General features: G+C 63.6%; 10 protein-coding genes, 1 tRNA gene and 3 pseudogenes. 10 read left to right on the forward strand and 4 right to left on the reverse strand.

Going from position 1 to position 16,174, the window contains the following annotated elements:
- From B3E94_RS04905 to B3E94_RS04940, 9 genes and pseudogenes are all read left to right on the forward strand, one after another.
- Nucleotides 1-144 (forward strand): annotated as a pseudogene (locus tag B3E94_RS04905) (Tol-Pal system protein TolB); the annotation flags it as partial.
- A gap of 53 nt (nt 145-197) precedes the next feature.
- Nucleotides 198-695: a peptidoglycan-associated lipoprotein Pal gene (gene pal / locus B3E94_RS04910; RefSeq protein WP_023381906.1), complete on the forward strand. Its 498-nt coding sequence runs from the start codon at nt 198-200 to the stop codon at nt 693-695.
- 6 nt (nt 696-701) lie between these two features.
- Complete coding sequence (ybgF, locus tag B3E94_RS04915; RefSeq protein WP_286912541.1) at nt 702-1,520, forward strand: tol-pal system protein YbgF; 819 nt, start codon at nt 702-704, stop codon at nt 1,518-1,520.
- A 160-nt stretch (nt 1,521-1,680) separates the two neighbouring features.
- Nucleotides 1,681-2,328, forward strand: a complete 648-nt coding sequence (queE, locus tag B3E94_RS04920; protein ID WP_176511597.1) for a 7-carboxy-7-deazaguanine synthase QueE — start codon at nt 1,681-1,683, stop codon at nt 2,326-2,328.
- 16 nt (nt 2,329-2,344) lie between these two features.
- A complete protein-coding gene (gene queC / locus B3E94_RS04925; RefSeq protein ID WP_176511598.1) occupies nt 2,345-3,019 on the forward strand; it encodes a 7-cyano-7-deazaguanine synthase QueC in 675 nt (224 codons plus the stop codon).
- A 61-nt stretch (nt 3,020-3,080) separates the two neighbouring features.
- Nucleotides 3,081-3,156: transfer RNA gene (locus B3E94_RS04930), tRNA-Lys, on the forward strand.
- 596 nt (nt 3,157-3,752) lie between these two features.
- Nucleotides 3,753-4,433 (forward strand): annotated as a pseudogene (locus B3E94_RS25470) (ESPR-type extended signal peptide-containing protein); the annotation flags it as partial.
- 93 nt (nt 4,434-4,526) lie between these two features.
- Nucleotides 4,527-8,405, forward strand: coding sequence for a YadA family autotransporter adhesin (locus B3E94_RS04935; protein WP_286912544.1), 3,879 nt, complete (start codon nt 4,527-4,529; stop codon nt 8,403-8,405).
- Nucleotides 8,406-8,464: 59 nt separating this feature from the next.
- Nucleotides 8,465-9,376 carry a hypothetical protein gene (locus tag B3E94_RS04940; protein WP_286912545.1) on the forward strand — a complete coding sequence of 304 codons (912 nt, stop codon included), beginning with the start codon at nt 8,465-8,467 and terminating at the stop codon, nt 9,374-9,376.
- Here B3E94_RS04940 and B3E94_RS04945 read toward each other — a convergent pair.
- The 4 genes and pseudogenes from B3E94_RS04945 to B3E94_RS04955 form a co-directional block, all read right to left on the reverse strand.
- Nucleotides 9,348-10,307 (reverse strand): cation diffusion facilitator family transporter, encoded by a 960-nt coding sequence (locus B3E94_RS04945; protein WP_286912546.1) that lies wholly within the window; start codon nt 10,305-10,307, stop codon nt 9,348-9,350. The two genes, B3E94_RS04940 and B3E94_RS04945, sit on opposite strands and share 29 nt — an antisense overlap.
- 102 nt (nt 10,308-10,409) lie before the next feature.
- Nucleotides 10,410-11,165 (reverse strand): methyl-accepting chemotaxis protein, encoded by a 756-nt coding sequence (locus tag B3E94_RS25475; RefSeq protein WP_373874194.1) that lies wholly within the window; start codon nt 11,163-11,165, stop codon nt 10,410-10,412.
- Between the two features lie 102 nt (nt 11,166-11,267).
- Nucleotides 11,268-12,476, reverse strand: a pseudogene (locus tag B3E94_RS25480) (HAMP domain-containing protein); the annotation flags it as partial.
- A gap of 64 nt (nt 12,477-12,540) precedes the next feature.
- Nucleotides 12,541-13,893, reverse strand: coding sequence for an APC family permease (locus B3E94_RS04955; protein ID WP_236193600.1), 1,353 nt, complete (start codon nt 13,891-13,893; stop codon nt 12,541-12,543).
- 552 nt (nt 13,894-14,445) lie between these two features.
- Between B3E94_RS04955 and B3E94_RS04960 the strand changes: the two genes are divergently transcribed.
- On the forward strand, nt 14,446-15,954 hold the full coding sequence (locus B3E94_RS04960) for a YdgA family protein (RefSeq protein WP_286912548.1): 1,509 nt from the start codon (nt 14,446-14,448) through the stop codon (nt 15,952-15,954).
- Nucleotides 15,955-16,174: the final 220 nt, after the last annotated feature.

Here is a 16,174-nt window from a genome sequence, read left to right on the forward strand (position 1 = left end):
AACGGCACCATGCTAATCTACGCCACCCGCCAGCAGGGCCGGGGAGTCTTGATGCTCGTGTCGCTTAATGGCCGCGTGAGGCTCCCACTTCCTACCGCTCAAGGCGAAGTCAGAGAACCGTCCTGGTCCCCTTACCTGAACTGATTGCGGCGTAATACTTTTGCTTAACACACTGGGGTTTCATTAGGAGTTTCACGATGGAAATGCTGAAGTTTGGTAAATTTGCTGCGCTGGCTCTGGCCATGGCCGTAGCTGTAGGTTGCTCCTCGAAAGGCGGTGACAACGCTGGTGAAGGCGCTGTTGATCCGAACGCTGGTTACGGCGCCAACACCGGTGCTGTTGACGGCTCCCTGAGCGAAGAAGCAGCTCTGCGCGCAATCACCACCTTCTACTTCGAATACGACAGCTCGGACCTGAAGCCAGAAGCCATGCGCGCTCTGGACGTTCACGCCAAGGACCTGAAAGCCAACGGCAACCGCGTTGTTCTGGAAGGCAACACCGACGAGCGCGGCACCCGCGAGTACAACATGGCTCTGGGTGAGCGTCGTGCCAAGGCCGTTCAGCGCTACCTGGTTCTGCAGGGCGTTTCCCCTGCTCAGCTGGAACTGGTTTCCTACGGCGAAGAGCGTCCAGTTGCTACCGGCAACGACGAGCAGTCCTGGGCTCAAAACCGTCGCGTAGAACTGCGTAAGTAAGTTCTCATGCGTATGTGCCGTCGTGCTGTAACCGTCCTCGCACTCAGCCTTCCGCTTTCAGCGTGGGCTGCGGTTCCTGTAGTAGATGACAACGGAGGTGCTTACCCACCTTCGGGTTATGGCACGAGCGGCGCCTATGCCGGGGCAGGGGCTTCGACCCCTGCCTCGGCACAGGGCCAGCTGTTCATGCAGCTGCAACAGATGCAGGATCAGATTTCCCGCCAGCAAGGCATCATCGAAGAGTTGCAGAACGATGTCGCCCGCATGAAGCAGGAGAACCTGGAGCGTTACCAGGATCTGGACCGTCGCATCAACAGTGGTGGCGCGCCTGCCGCGACCCCCGATAATTCCTCCACCGGTGCAGCTCCCGATGCTGCCGCCGGTGCCGCAGCCGGCGCCGCAGGCGCTGCTGCACAACAACAACCGGCCGCCAACAGCGAGCCGGGCGATCCGGCGAAAGAGAAGCTCTATTACGACGCGGCTTTCGACCTGATCAAGCAGAAGGACTTCGACAAGGCCAGCCAGGCGTTCAATGCCTTCCTGCGCAAGTACCCGAACAGCCAGTACGCCGGCAATGCCCAGTACTGGCTGGGTGAGGTGAATCTGGCCAAGGGCGACCTGCAAGGTGCCAGCCAGGCGTTCGCCCAGGTCAGCCAGAAGTACCCCAAGCACAGCAAGGTACCGGACTCCCTGTACAAGCTGGCCGACGTCGAGCGCCGCATGGGCCACACCGACAAGGTCAAGGGTATCCTGCAGCAAGTCATCACCCAGTACCCCGGCACCTCTGCCGCGCAACTGGCGCAACGCGACCTGCAGAAGCTCTGAGCTGTACCGTTGGAAAGAAACCCGCGCTCGCCGCGGGTTTTTTCGTTAGAATCAGTGCCCTTTTTTCCTAAACACGCTGCTGCGGATAACGCTTTGTCGAGTCCGCTGCAGTGCCTGACGGAGGCGGACAGCCTGTTTAGCTGTCACGCCCGTGGCGATCATGCAAGACACATTACGCATCACCGAAGTCTTTTACTCGTTGCAGGGTGAAACACGAACGGCTGGGCTGCCCACGGTATTCGTGCGCCTGACCGGTTGCCCCCTGCGCTGCCAGTACTGCGACAGTGCCTACGCCTTCAGTGGCGGCACCGTGCGCACCCTCGACTCGATCCTGGAGCAGGTGGCGGGCTTCAAGCCGCGCTACGTCTGCGTCACCGGTGGCGAGCCTTTGGCCCAGCCGAATGCCTTGCCGCTGCTGCAGCGCCTGTGCGATGCCGGCTACGAGGTTTCGCTGGAAACCAGTGGCGCCCTGGATATCTCGGCAACCGACGTGCGCGTCAGCCGCGTGGTAGACCTCAAGACCCCAGGCTCCGAAGAATCCCATCGCAATCTGTACGAGAACATCGAGCACCTGACCCGCAACGACCAGGTCAAGTTCGTCATCTGTTCGCGCGAGGACTACGACTGGGCAGTGTCCAAGCTGATCCAGTACAACCTCGCCGAGCGTGCGGGCGAAGTGCTGTTCTCGCCCAGCCATCACCAGGTGAAGGCTAGCGACCTGGCTGACTGGATCGTTGCCGACAACCTGCCCGTGCGTTTCCAGTTGCAGCTGCACAAGCTGCTGTGGAACGACGAACCCGGACGCTGATAGAGAGTAAGAGCACATGACTGAAAAACGCGCGGTAATCCTGCTGTCTGGCGGCCTCGACTCGGCCACCGTGGTAGCCATGGCCAAGGCCGAAGGCTACAGCTGCTACACCATGAGCTTCGACTACGGCCAGCGCCACCGGGCCGAGCTCAACGCTGCAGCCCGGGTCGCCCGCGACCTGGGGGTGGTCGAGCACAAGGTGATTGGCCTGAACCTCGACGGTATCGGTGGCTCGGCCCTGACCGACACCAGCATCGACGTGCCGGAAGCTCCCGGCGAGGGTATTCCGGTCACTTACGTGCCGGCTCGCAATACCGTGTTCCTGTCCCTGGCCTTGGGCTGGGCTGAAGTGCTGCAAGCGCGCGACATCTTCATCGGTGTCAACGCGGTGGACTACTCCGGCTACCCGGATTGCCGCCCGGAGTTCGTCGAAGCGTTCGAGCGCATGGCCAACCTGGCCACCAAGGCCGGCGTCGAAGGGCAGGGCTTTAGCATCCAGGCGCCGCTGCAGAACCTGAGCAAGGCGCAGATCGTGCAGGCGGGCATGGCCCGTGGCGTCGACTACAGCCTGACCGTTTCGTGCTACCAGGCCGATGATGAAGGCCGTGCCTGTGGCAAGTGCGACAGCTGCCGCCTGCGCGCCGACGGCTTCAAGGCTGCCGGTGTAGCAGACCCAACCCGATATTTTTGAAAAATTTTACGATGGGGTGTTGATTTCCCGTTAGAAATCAGTATTATACGCGCCATCCAACGGGTCGTTAGCTCAGTTGGTAGAGCAGTTGGCTTTTAACCAATTGGTCGTAGGTTCGAATCCTACACGACCCACCATACGCAGTAAGTCAAAGCCCGCTACCGGAAACGGTGGCGGGCTTTTTCGTTTTGCCGATCGGCACCCGTCCAGGCGCAGCACAGTCATCCATGAATGCCTCCCTTCTCTGCAGCGGGCTTTTTTCGCCTGAGTGGATTTAAAGCCTACTTATTAAAAATAATCGAAATCATCCAAGCTTTTAATTAAGCGTCAGTTTTCGTGCAGGTTTTAATTTAATCGGTTGAAGAAAAGTGGTTGCTCACACGTTTCAGCGCCGGCGTCACACGCTTAGTTGTGTCTGTAAAACTAGTATTTTTAACAGTAGATTCCTCTCGGGTAGTGGCTATGATCTGCTCATGCCCAATATTTGAGAGGTGGTTAATTACCAACATTATGTCGTTAAGTTTACGTTTCGTTAATGCGGGTTTTCCATCGGTGACATAAACCTCGCCCGACACTTCAATTGCTCGACTCATCAAAGGCCTGTTTCAGCCTTCTAGCCGCCGCGCAGCCGCCTACGGCAAGCCCGCCCGGCTGGCCCGGATCAAATAGTTAGAAGGTATTCAAGCCACGGACGTGCTGTGCGCAGGTATAAAACTTCACAGGAGTGCTAGTGATGAACAAGACATATGCAGTTATTTGGAACGTGGCTTCCCAAACCTGGGTGGCGGTGTCGGAGTTAGTGGCCCGTAAACGCGTGAGTTTGTCTAGATTAATAATGCTTCCTGTGTTGATTACCTTGGCGGGTACTACGGAGTCGGCATTGGCCGGTACATGTATGGAACTGGGTCAGGTCGGCGATGGATCTGCCGGTAATTCGACTTGCGGGCCATTTTCTATTGCAATTGGTGCTGGCAGCGGGGCGACGGCTTCCAACTTTGGTGTCGCCATTGGTGATGCGGCCAACTCGACAGGGGTGAACTCGGTCGCGATAGGCCGGCAAAGCAAGGCGCTCGCCGATGGGTCAACTGCGCTCGGGCAGAACGCAAGCGCCGACATCAACTCGGTGGCTTCGGTAGCGCTCGGGCAGAACAGCCGCGTGACTGCGGCCAATGCCACCGCATTGGGGGATGGTGCGAGTGCAGCGGCAGCGGGCGCGCTGTCAATCGGCCGCAACGGCGTAGCAGCCGCGAGCGCCAGCGGCGTCGATGGTATCGCTATCGGTGGGCAGAGCAACGTCAGCGCCACATCTGCCATCGCCCTCGGCCGAGGCGCCAGGGGAACTGCCAACTTTGGTCTTGCCCTGGGCGATGGTGCCACTGCAAGTACTGTCAACTCTGTTGCTCTGGGCAACGGTGCAACGACCAGAGCGGCGGTCGCCGTCGCTGGCGGCACCGTCAATGGGACCCCGTTCACGTTCGCCGGTGCCACCCCAACGGGTGTGGTGAGTATGGGGGTTGCAGGTGCCGAGCGGCAGGTGATCAACGTTGCGGCGGGCCAGCTGAGTGCTGCCAGCACCGACGCCATCAACGGCAGCCAGCTGTTTGCCACCAATCAGGCTGTCGATAACCTGGGTGTAGTGGTCACGGGCATTGGCTCGACGGTGACCAACCTGGGCACGACAGTTACCAACCTCGGGACCACGGTCACCAACCTGGGTACCAGCTTCAACAACGTGGTCAACAACGGCGCCGGTATCAAGTATTTCCACAGCAACTCGACCCTGGCCGACAGCAACGCCACCGGCGCCGACAGCGTAGCCATTGGGCCGGTTGCCAGCGCCACGGCGGCCAATAGCGTCGCGTTGGGCAACGGCGCCACGGCCGCTGATGCCAACTCCGTGGCCCTCGGCAGCGGCGCCACCACGGCCGCGGCGGTCGCGGTGACGGGTGGCTCGCTCAACGGCTCGGCCTACACCTTTGCCGGCGCCGCGCCGACCGGTGTGCTCAGCGTCGGCAGCGTGGGCGCCGAGCGGCAGGTGACCAATGTCGCGGCCGGCCAGTTGAGCGCTGCCAGCACCGATGCCATCAACGGCAGCCAGCTGTTTGCCACCAACCAGGCTGTCGATGACCTGGGCGCAACAGTCACGGGTATCGACACTCGGGTAGATGGCCTGGACACCACAGTGACCAACTTGGGCAACAGCTTCAACAACGTGGTCAACAACGGTGCCGGTATCAAGTACTTCCACAGCAACTCGACCCTGGCCGACAGCAGCGCCACCGGCACCGACAGCGTAGCCATGGGGCCGGTGGCAAGCGCCACGGCGGCCAATAGCGTCGCGTTGGGCAACGGTGCCACGGCCAGTGATGCCAACTCCGTGGCCCTGGGCAGCGGCGCCACCACCTCTGCGGCGGTCGCAGTGGCCGGTGGCTCGGTCAATGGCACGGCCTACACCTTTGCCGGTGCCGCGCCGACCGGTGTACTCAGCGTCGGCAGCGTGGGCGCCGAGCGGCAGGTGACCAATGTCGCGGCCGGCCAGTTGAGCGCTGCCAGCACAGACGCCGTCAACGGCAGCCAGCTGTTCGCCACCAACCAGGCGGTCGATGACCTGGGGGCGACAGTCACGGGCCTGGACACCACGGTAAGTGGCCTGGGCACGACGGTGACCAATCTGGGTTCGACAGTGACCAACCTGGGCACCACGGTCACCAACCTGGGCAACAGCTTCGACGACGTGGTCAACAACGGCGCCGGTATCAAGTACTTCCACAGCAACTCGACCCTGGCCGACAGCAGCGCCACTGGCGCCGACAGCGTTGCCATGGGGCCGGTTGCCAGCGCCACGGCGGTCAATAGCGTCGCCTTGGGCAATGGAGCCACGGCCAGTGATGCCAACTCCGTGGCCCTCGGCAGCGGTGCCACCACGTCCGCGGCAGTCGCGGTGGCGGGTGGCCTGGTCAATGGCACGGCCTACACTTTTGCCGGCGCAGCGCCGACCGGTGTGCTCAGTGTCGGCAGCGTGGGTGCCGAGCGGCAGCTGACCAACGTCGCGGCTGGCCAGCTGAGCGCTACCAGCACCGATGGGGTCAACGGCAGCCAGCTGTTTGCCACCAATCGGGCAGTCGACGATCTGGGCTTGGCGGTCTCCGGCATGGACACCACTTTGGGTGGGATCGGTTCGACGGTGACTAACCTTGGCAATACGGTGACCAACCTGGGTACCACCGTGACCAACCTTGGAACCACGGTCACCAACCTGGGCAACAGCTTCGACGACGTGGTCAACAACGGCGCCGGTATCAAATACTTCCACAGCAACTCGACCCTGGCCGACAGCAGCGCCACGGGTACCGACAGCGTTGCCGTGGGGCCGGTTGCAAGCGCCACGGCGGTCAATAGCGTCGCGTTGGGCAATGGTGCCACGGCCAGCGATGCCAACTCCGTGGCCATCGGCAGTGGCGCTACCACGGCCGCGGCAGTCGCGGTAGCGGGTGGTTCGGTGAACGGCACGGCCTACACCTTTGCCGGCGCCGCGCCGACCGGCGTGCTCAGCGTCGGCAGCGTGGGCGCCGAGCGGCAGGTGACCAACGTCGCGGCCGGCCAGCTGAGCGCTGCCAGCACCGATGCGGTCAACGGCAGCCAGCTGTTTGCCACCAACCAGGCTGTCGATGACCTGGGCCTGGCGATGTCCGGCCTGGACACTACCGTGGGTGGGATTGGCAGCACGGTGACCAACCTGGGCAATACAGTCACCAACCTGGGCAACAGCTTCGACAACGTGGTCAACAACGGCGCGGGCATCAAGTACTTCCACAGCAACTCGACCCAGGTGGACAGTGCGGCCACTGGCGCCGACAGCCTGGCCGCCGGCCCGGCAGCCGTTGCCTCGGCAACCAACGCGGTGGCCATCGGCAATGGCGCCAACGCCAGCGAGGCCAACTCGGTCGCGATCGGCAGTGGCTCGACCACCGAAGCCGCCGTGCCCGTGCTGGGCGGCACGCTGGATACCCTGCAGTACACCTATGCGGGCGGGGCGCCGGTGGGGGTGTTCAGTATCGGCAGCCTGGGCGCCGAACGGCAGCTCACCCATGTCGCGGCAGGGCGTATCAGCGCCGACAGCACCGATGCCGTCAACGGCAGCCAGTTGTTCGCAACCAACACCAGTGTCGATGGCATGGGCAACTCGGTGCGCAATGTCACCTCGCGCCTGAACATCCTGGAAAACACCGTGAACAGTGGTGGCCCAGGGGCGGCTTCGCCGTACTTCAAAAGTAACTCTACCGCGGCCGCGGCACAGGCGAACGGCGCCGACGCCACGGCCATGGGCGGTGGTGCAGTTGCAGCTGGCGACCAGGCGCTGGCAGCCGGTCATGACGCTGTCGCAAGTGGCTCCAAGGCCATCGCCATGGGCGACGGCGCGCAAGCCCAGGCCGCAGGCAGCGTAGCCCTGGGGGCCGGTGCCAGCGATGGTGGGCGCGGTGCGGAGAGTTATACCGGGAAATATTCCGACGCCAGCAACAACCCGGTGGGTACGGTTTCGATCGGCAATGCAGCCACCGGTGAGACCCGTACCTTGAGCAACGTGGCCGACGGCAAGGAAGCCAATGATGCGGTCAACCTGCGGCAACTCGACGGCGCTGTGGCGCAGTCGAAGCAGTACACCGACAACTCGATCAGCTCGATCAACAACTCGGTGGCGGTGGCCGATAACCGTTTGAACGACCTCGAGCAGGGCAAGGCCGGGATGCTCCAGGTCAACAACAGCAAGGCGCGACCGGCGCCCAAAGCCACGGGGGGCGACAGCTTCGCCGCTGGCGCGGGCGCCAGCGCTTCGGGCGACAACGCCAGCGCCATGGGCAATGGTGCTGCTGCCACCGCCAGCAATGCCACGGCGGTTGGCAATGGCGCCACTGCCAGCCATGACAACTCGCTGGCGCTCGGCGCCAACTCCAGCACCAACCGCGCGAACAGCGTGTCGGTCGGCAGCGTCGGTAACGAGCGGCAGGTCACCAACGTCGCAGCGGCCACCAGCGATACCGATGCGGTCAACCTGGGGCAGCTCACCAGCAGCCTGGCCAACATCACTCACGATGCCAATGCCTACACCGATAGCCGCTTCAGCGAGCTCAAGCACGACCTCAAGCGCCAGGACGATGTACTCAGCGCAGGTATTGCCGGGGCCATGGCCATGGCCAGCCTGCCGCAATCGTACTCCCCGGGTGCGAGCATGGTGGCGCTGGGCGGGGCTGGCTATCGCGGGCAATCGGCTGTCGCGCTGGGGGTCTCGTACCTGTCGGGCAATGGCCGCTGGGTCACCAAGGCGCAGCTCAATACCAACTCGCGCAACGACATGGGCGTGGGCATTGGCGTTGGCTACCAGTTCTGAAGCGACAGCACACGGCGATGGATACCTGGCGGCCAAGCGCCGCCAGGTTCATGAGGAGCATGAATGTGAAACTACCTGCACGCTTTGCGCTGGCCCTGATCGCCCTGGCGGCACTGCCCGGTTGCGATCAGCTTGTTGGCTCGCTTGGTTCCGCCAAGCCCACGCTGCTCACGCAGCACACCACGTCGGTGCCCGCCCTGCCTATCGTGCAGAGTGCGGTCAGATCGATGGCGCCGAAGCTGGATGCGACGTTCGATGAGTCGGTCATCCAGCGCGTGTGCCTGCTGGCCCGCGGCGAGGTGAGCCAGGAGCAGATCTGGCGAAGCCTGGAGCAGGATGGGCTCAAGCCAGGGGCAATCCCTGCCAATGGCCATCCGCTTTCGATGCTGGTCAATGATGACCAGCCTGGCCGCCAGTTGGCGTGCGCCAGTTATGTCGCCGCCAGCGTCTTCACGCCGCTTGATCCGGCCGATTACACCGCCCGGGTGCCAGGCGCGGTCGGCAAGGCGAAGGCGGGGGCAACCCCCGACGGCGAGGCCGTGGACAACCAGAAGCTGATGACGCTGCTGGCGGTGAAGATGTCCATCGCACGTGCCAATGCCGAATATTTCGCGCTGATCGCAGGTGCCCTGGAGCGCTATGACGGCCTGCCCCTGGATGACTACGCGCGGTCGGTGAAATCGATGTTCGGCGCAATGGCCCCGCATTACCTGAAGCGGGTCCAGGCGCTTTACTCGCCGTCGGCCAATGGCTACCGGCTGCTCGCGGTGAACGCCCAGGGCTACCGGTTCATTTCTGATGGTGGCTACGCGTTCACCCTGGACGGCGGCAGCGTGCGCCTGACCTACGAAGGCATGAACTGGCTCGGCATGGGCGAAATCCTGGGCAAGCGCTACGAGGTCAAGGCGCAGTTGTTTTCAAGCGAGGTGGCCGGCCTTGCGGTTACTCAGCCCACTCGGGATCACCGGTGAACACCACGGTGATCCAGCGATCCGGCCCTTCGCCACCCACGGCATCGCCAATTTCGTTGCGCAGCGCGTCCCACTCGTCGATGGACTTGGCGCCCATGCCCTTGGGCACGATGAAATACAGCTCGATCTCCCGCGAGCGCCCGACCTTGGCCACGTAGGCCCGGTACGACTGCAACCCGTGCTTGCTGACGAACGCGCGCGACACTTCGTCCACATGCTGCTTGAGGTCGCCAGGGGTCACCAGGAAGATTTCCGACATGGCCTGGCGCACCACCGACAGTGGCAGCGGGATGATCACCAGGCACACCAGCGCCAGTACCGCCGGGTCGATGTACGGCGACACCCATTCCAGCGAGGTGCCCTGCACCGCATAGCCAAAGCAGAAGGCGATCAGCAAGGCGGCGGTGATGCTGGCCGACATGATCCAGCCCTTGACGTCCATGCGCACGAAGTCGGATTTGAGCTTGCGGTTGGCGCGGTTTTCCACCACGGCGATGGTGGCGCAGGCGATCACCGTCAGCACCGCGTAGATCATCGCGATGCCGAACTCCAGGTGGCGGCCGCCTTCGAGCAGGCTGCTGACGGCGTTGATCAGCGCGTAGATGGCCACGCCGCTGAGCAGGATGCCGTTGAGCGCCAGCACCATCGGCTCCAGGTGCCAGAAGCCCATGGTGAAGCGCTCGCGCAGCTTGCGCGACAGCTGCAGGCTGGTGGCGTGCGAGGTGATCAGCTTGACCACCACCAGCGACAGGCCGCTCATGCTGGCGTCGACCAGCGAGTAGACGCCGTCGAAGACGATCGAGAACGAACCCGAGGCCAGGCCGAAGGCGATGCCGATGGTGGCGATGAACAGGGTGACGGCGATCGAGGTGCGTAACAGGCCCTGTTCGCTGGTGATGTCGAAGAAGGGTGGTTTGTTGGGGGATTGCATGGGTAGAACTCATTTTCGAAAGTGGGTTGCCTGTTCAGGCCCTATCGAATCCCGTGGGGGTGCCTGTGGGAGCCGGCTTGCCGGCGATAGGGCCAGTACAGACTAGACGCGGAACTGTTCCATCAAAGCTTGCTGCTGATTGGCCAAGCGGTTCAAGGCCTGGCTGATCCGCGCGGATTCATCGGCCTGGCCCGACAGCGATTCTGTCACATCGCGAATGCCGGCCACGTTACGGTTCACTTCCTCGGCCACCGCGCTCTGTTCTTCGGCTGCCGAAGCAATCTGCAGGTTCATGTCACTGATCACCGTCACCGCCTCGCCAATGCGCTGCAGCGCCGGCAGCGCCTGCTCCATGCGCGTTGCACTGGCCTGGGCCTGGCGCTGGCCATCATGCATGGCGCCGACCACATCCTGGGTGCCTTGCTGCAGGCCTTCGATCACCTGGCGAATCTCTTCCACCGACACCTGGGTGCGCTGGGCCAGGCTGCGCACTTCGTCGGCGACCACGGCAAAGCCACGCCCGGCCTCGCCAGCACGGGCGGCTTCGATCGCGGCATTGAGCGCCAGCAGGTTGGTCTGCTCGGCAATGGCGCGGATCACCTCCAGGACCGAGCCGATCTGCTCGCTGCGGTTTTCCAGGGCGCGGGCTTCGTCCATTGCGGTGTTCATGCCGGCCGCCAGCTGGTCGATGGCCTGGCGGGTGCTGGCGATCAGTTGCAGGCCTTCGCGGCTGGCCTGGTCGGCGCCCCGCGCTGCCTGGGCCGCTTGCGCGGCATTGTGGGCGACGTCCTGGGCGGTGGCGCTCATCTCGTTGGCGGCGGTGGCCACCTGCTCGATCTCGCGTTGCTGCTGCTGCATGCCGCTGCTGGTCTGGCTGGCGATGGCGGCGGACTGGTCGGCGGTGCCGCGGGCTTCGTGCAGCGAGCCTTTGACCTGGGCAATCACCGGCTGCAGCTTGTCGAGGAAGCGGTTGAACCAGCCGCTGAGCTGGCCCAGTTCGTCGTCGCGGGCGTAGTCCAGGCGACGGGTGAGGTCGCCTTCGCCGCTGGCGATGTCCTTGAGCCGTGCGGCCACGGCGAGGATCGGCCGGGTCACGCCACGGGCAGTCAGCCAGACCAGCAGCAGGCCGACTACCGCCGCGCCCAGGCCGATCAGCAGGCCGGTCAGGTTGGCGCTCTGGTTGTGCGCGTCCAGGCGCTGGTTGAGGGCCACCGCAGGGGCCTGCAGCACGGCCTCTGGCAGTTCCAGCAGCACTTGCCAAGGGGCGGCGTCGGGGATTGGCGAGAACGGCCGGGCCACGCGCAGCACGCCGTTGGCCACGGCCTGGTCCAGCGGCGCGCCGAGCTTGGCGCTGTCGCGGCTGTTGCCGGCGAGCAGGTCGCTGGCGCTGACGATGCTGACCTGGCCCTGGCCGTCGAACAGGTCCTGGCGGCCTTGCAGGCTCAGCTGCTGCAGGTTGTCCAGGCCGATGTCCAGGCCGACCACGCCGACCACCTTGCCGTTCTCCAAAAGCGGCAGGGCAATGCTGGTCATCAGCACCTGGTGGCCATTGACCTCATCCAGGTAGGGCTCGAGCACGCAGGCCCTGGCCGTTTCCAGGGGGCAGGTCAGCCAGCGGTTCTTGGGCGCGCCATTGGTGCCTAGGCTGGCATCGTTGAGCATCGATTCGGGCATCGCTTCCAGCTCCAGGGTGCCGGGGCTGGGTTGCGACCAGTACAGCGAGAAACGCCCGCTTTCGTTGCTGCCGGCGCTGTCCTGGCCGACGAACTGGCTGTCCTGGTGGTCCAGGGCGTTGGGCTGGAACACCAGGTACAGGCCGATCACGTCCGGGTTGCCGGCAAGGCTGGCGTGGGCCTGGCGGGTCAGTTCGGCGCGCAGGTCATTGCCGCCACGCGCCTTCAGCACCTGTGCCAGGCGGGCGAAGCCGTTGGCGTACTGGTAGGCATCCATGAAGTAGCGCTGGATGCGCAGCGCCTGGGTTTCGGCGTGGGCCTGCAGGCGCAGGCGGGCGCTGTGATCGAGCATCTCGCTGTTGGCCTGGCTGACCAGCGCCGCGCTGCTGCGCGCCTGGGTCAGCGAGGTGGCAACCAGCAAGGCGACGATGGCCAGCAGGCACAGGCCCGCGAGCAGGGTGATCTTCCATTGGATGGAGAGGCGACGCAGCGGCATGAGGGCAGTCCTTTTCGATCAAGAACAACGCCCGCATGTCAGCGGGCGTTGTGGGCGGCGTAAGTCATTCGGCAACGTAGTTCGGTGGCGCGGCGGTGAAGGCTTTGGTCAGCCAGGCCAGGTACAGCACGCCAACCAGCGCCCAGACGCCGCCGAACAACAGCGAGTGAGCGTTCAGGTCGAGCCACAGCGACACGATGATGCAGAAGCCGATGGTCGGCAACACCAGGTACTTGAGTTTGTTGGCCCAGCCTTGGCGCTGGCCTTCACGCAGGTAGCAGTGGTTGATCACCGACAGGTTGACGAAGCTGAAGGCCACCAGCGCGCCGAAGTTGATGATCGAGGTGGCGGTCACCAGGTCGAAGAAGATCGCCGACAGCGAGATCAGCCCGACCACCGCGATGTTCAGCACCGGCGTCTTGTAGCGCGAGTGCAGGCGGGCAAAGATGCTGGCCGGGATCACGTTGTCGCGGCCCATCACGTACAGGAGGCGCGAAACGCTGGTCTGCGAGGCCAGGCCAGAGGCGATGGTGTTGATCACGGTGCAGGCGATGAAGATCGACTGGAACAGCTTGCCGCCGACATACAGCGCGATTTCCGGCAGGGCGGCTTCCTGGTCGTGGAAGCGCGTCATGGTCGGGAAGTAGGCCTGGATGAAGTACGACACGGTGATGAACACGCAGCCGCCGATCAGGGCGGTGAGGAAGATCGCCCGCGGAATGGTCTTGCTAGGGTTCTGGGTTTCTTCCGACAGGCAGGTCACGGCGTCGAAGCCCAGGAACGAGAAGCACAGGATGGTGGCCCCGGCGGCCAGTGCGCTGAGCTGGGTCTGGCCGTCGGCAAACGGGATCAGGCTCCAGGTGGTACCCAGGCCTTCGCCCTGGTCCAGGCCGCGCACGCAGAGGTAGATGAACACGGCGATGATCGCCACCTGCACCGCCACGAACAGCAGGTTGAAGTGCGCCACCAGGTTGACGCTGCGCATGTTGATCAGGCTGATCAGGGTGACGAAGCCGGCCACCCAGATCCACTCCGGCACTTCAGGGAACATGGCCGACAGGTAGAGCTTGGCCAGCAGGGCGTTGACCATCGGCAGCAGCAGGTAGTCGAGCAGCGACGACCAGCCGACCAGGAAGCCCACGTGCGGGTTGATCGCGCGTTGGGTGTAGGTATAGGCCGACCCCGATTGCGGGAAACGGCGCACCAGGGTGCCGTAGCTCACGGCGGTGAACAAGATGCCGGCCAGCGCCAGGATGTAGGCGCTGGGCACATGCCCGGAGGTGATGCCGGAGACGATGCCGAAGGTGTCGAACACGGTCATCGGCGTCAGGTAGGCCAGGCCGATGATGATCACGTGCCAGAGGCGCAGGGTTTTACGGAGTTGGCCGTTGCCGGTGGCGCTGTGGTCAGGCTGCATGCTGGCATGGCTCCTGCTGCTGGGCGTGAACGACGGGTGCAGTGGATTGCGCGTGCGGCGCGGGCGAGCGGGTGGGCTCCATGTTGTTCACCTTTTATTGTTGGAGCAGAGGTAGGCGCGGGCGAGGCGCCGTTGTCGAGCTGGCAGAGCCTGGGCTAGGAAGGTGGAGCGTGCGGGCAGGGGCGATGAGGCATCATGACGGCGCGGCTTTTCTTCTTCGTGGAGTGGCGCTGGGCAAGGTGGTGAAAATAAAAAACGATGGCCGGGTGGGTGTCAAGTTAAACATGACAAGATGTTGCCAAACTGAAACATTTATCGGTTAAAAGGCCGATATGTTCGGTTTTTGCGCGGTTTTTTGCGATTTCGATCGATGCGAATGTTCGTAAAATTGAACGAATAGGGCGGTACTGAACAAGGCTGCAGGATGCCGCCGAAACGACCCATTTCGTCGCAGTGGCCACCCTTTCGCCAGGGGTGCGGTGATATCCTTTGCAACCTGCGCGGCCACCCGGCTGCAAGCCCACCCCATATGGACATCGATCGGTTCAATTCATGAAGAAATCAGTAGGCATCCTTTCCGGCCTGGCCATCGCCATTGCCGTCGCAACCACCGCTGGCGCCTGGTACACCGGCAAGCAGCTTCCTGCCGAGCTGGAGCATTCCGTGAGCCTGGGCAATGCCGAGCTGAAAAAGGCCCTGGTCGGCACCGGCGGCAGCGTGACCATCGAGCTGGTCGGGCTTGAGCAGCACTTCTTCACCAGCACCGCGCAGTATCGCGTCAAGGCCAAGGACATCAACGTCGGCCATGGCGAAGCGGTCAACTTCGAGGTCGGCCTCACCGACCAGATCGAACACGGCCCGTTCCCCTGGTCGCGGGTCAAGGCCCTGAAGCTGATGCCGGTGATGGCCACCAGCAACAGCGTGCTGCAAAAAGACGACTTCACCGCGCCCTGGTTCGCCGCCACGGGCGACAAGCCACCGGTGACTGCGCAGGTCAGCCTGGGCTACGGCGGCAGCGTCGACAGCGTCGTCCAGGTGGCGCCGTTCAACTTCAAGGACGGCAACGGCAGTAGCGTAGATTTTTCGGGCATGCACCTGGAAGCTGCGGGCGACCGGGACGGCAAGGCCTCGAAATTCCATGGCGCTGCCGAGCGCCTGGACATCAAGCTGGTGGGCGCTGACCACCCGCCTGCAACCTTCGAGCTGCAAGGCCTGAAGATTGGCGGCAACCTGGCGGCCACCGAGCACGACATGATCTATGTCGGCAATGTCGACCTGCTGTTGGCCGAGGCCAAGGCCACGCTGGGGCCCAAGCAACAGGTGCTGTTGCTCAAGGGCATCGAGCAGAATGCCCTGCAGACCCTCGATGGCCCGGGCACCGTGGGTGGCCGCGTGGACTACAAGGTGGCGGACATTACCTGGGACGGCCGCGCGGTCGGCAGTGGCCAGCTGGCGGTGAGCATCAAGTCGATCAATGCCCCGGCCCTGCAGGCCTTGTCGCAGTGGTACCAGGCGCACTTGCCAGAGTTCGAGGCGGCTGCCGCCGCTGGCGAGCCCGTGCCGCAAATCCAGATGGACGAGGCCGAGAAGGCCAAGTTCCAGGGCGACCTGCAGCAGTTGCTGGCATCCAAGCCGCAGGTGGCGGTGGAGAACCTGTCGTTCAAGACGGCCAATGGCGAAAGCCGCTTCAACCTGTCGATGGATTTCGCCAGCCCGACGTCCTTCGACCTGCCGCCCGACCAGCTTGGCAAGCAGCTGATTACTCAGGTCAAGAGCAAGCTCTCGCTGTCCAAGCCGATGATCGGCGACCTGGCGACCCTGCAGGCCTTGCTCGAAGGGCAGACCGACGCCCAGGCGATTGCCATGCAGTCCAGCCAGGCCGGTGAGATGGTCGGCATGATGGCACTGCAGAGCGGCATGGCCACCGTGCAGGGCAACGACGTGGTATCGAGCCTGCACTATGCCGATGGCATGGTCGACTTCAACGGCAAGAAGATGACCGTCGAGGAGTTCGCCATGATCCTGGCGGCGCACTTTGCGGCGATGCAGCCGCAGGGTTGATCTGCCAAGGCCCTATCGCCGGCAAGCCGGCTCCCACAACAGCACCTGTGGGAGCCGGCTTGCCGGCGATAGGGCCCTTCAGGCAACACAAAAACCGCTTTAGAAATCCCTTGATTGTCTGTAGCCTTCGGCGTCCCATAATAATCCGCGCCCGCAGAGGGCCGTGGCGGCATGCCTGCCGTCCGGCACCCTTAGCCGATCTGCCAGGGCCGGGTGGTAC

This window comes from Pseudomonas sp. UBA6315, assembly GCF_002438125.1.
GTDB classification, from domain to species: domain Bacteria; phylum Pseudomonadota; class Gammaproteobacteria; order Pseudomonadales; family Pseudomonadaceae; genus Aquipseudomonas; species Aquipseudomonas faucium.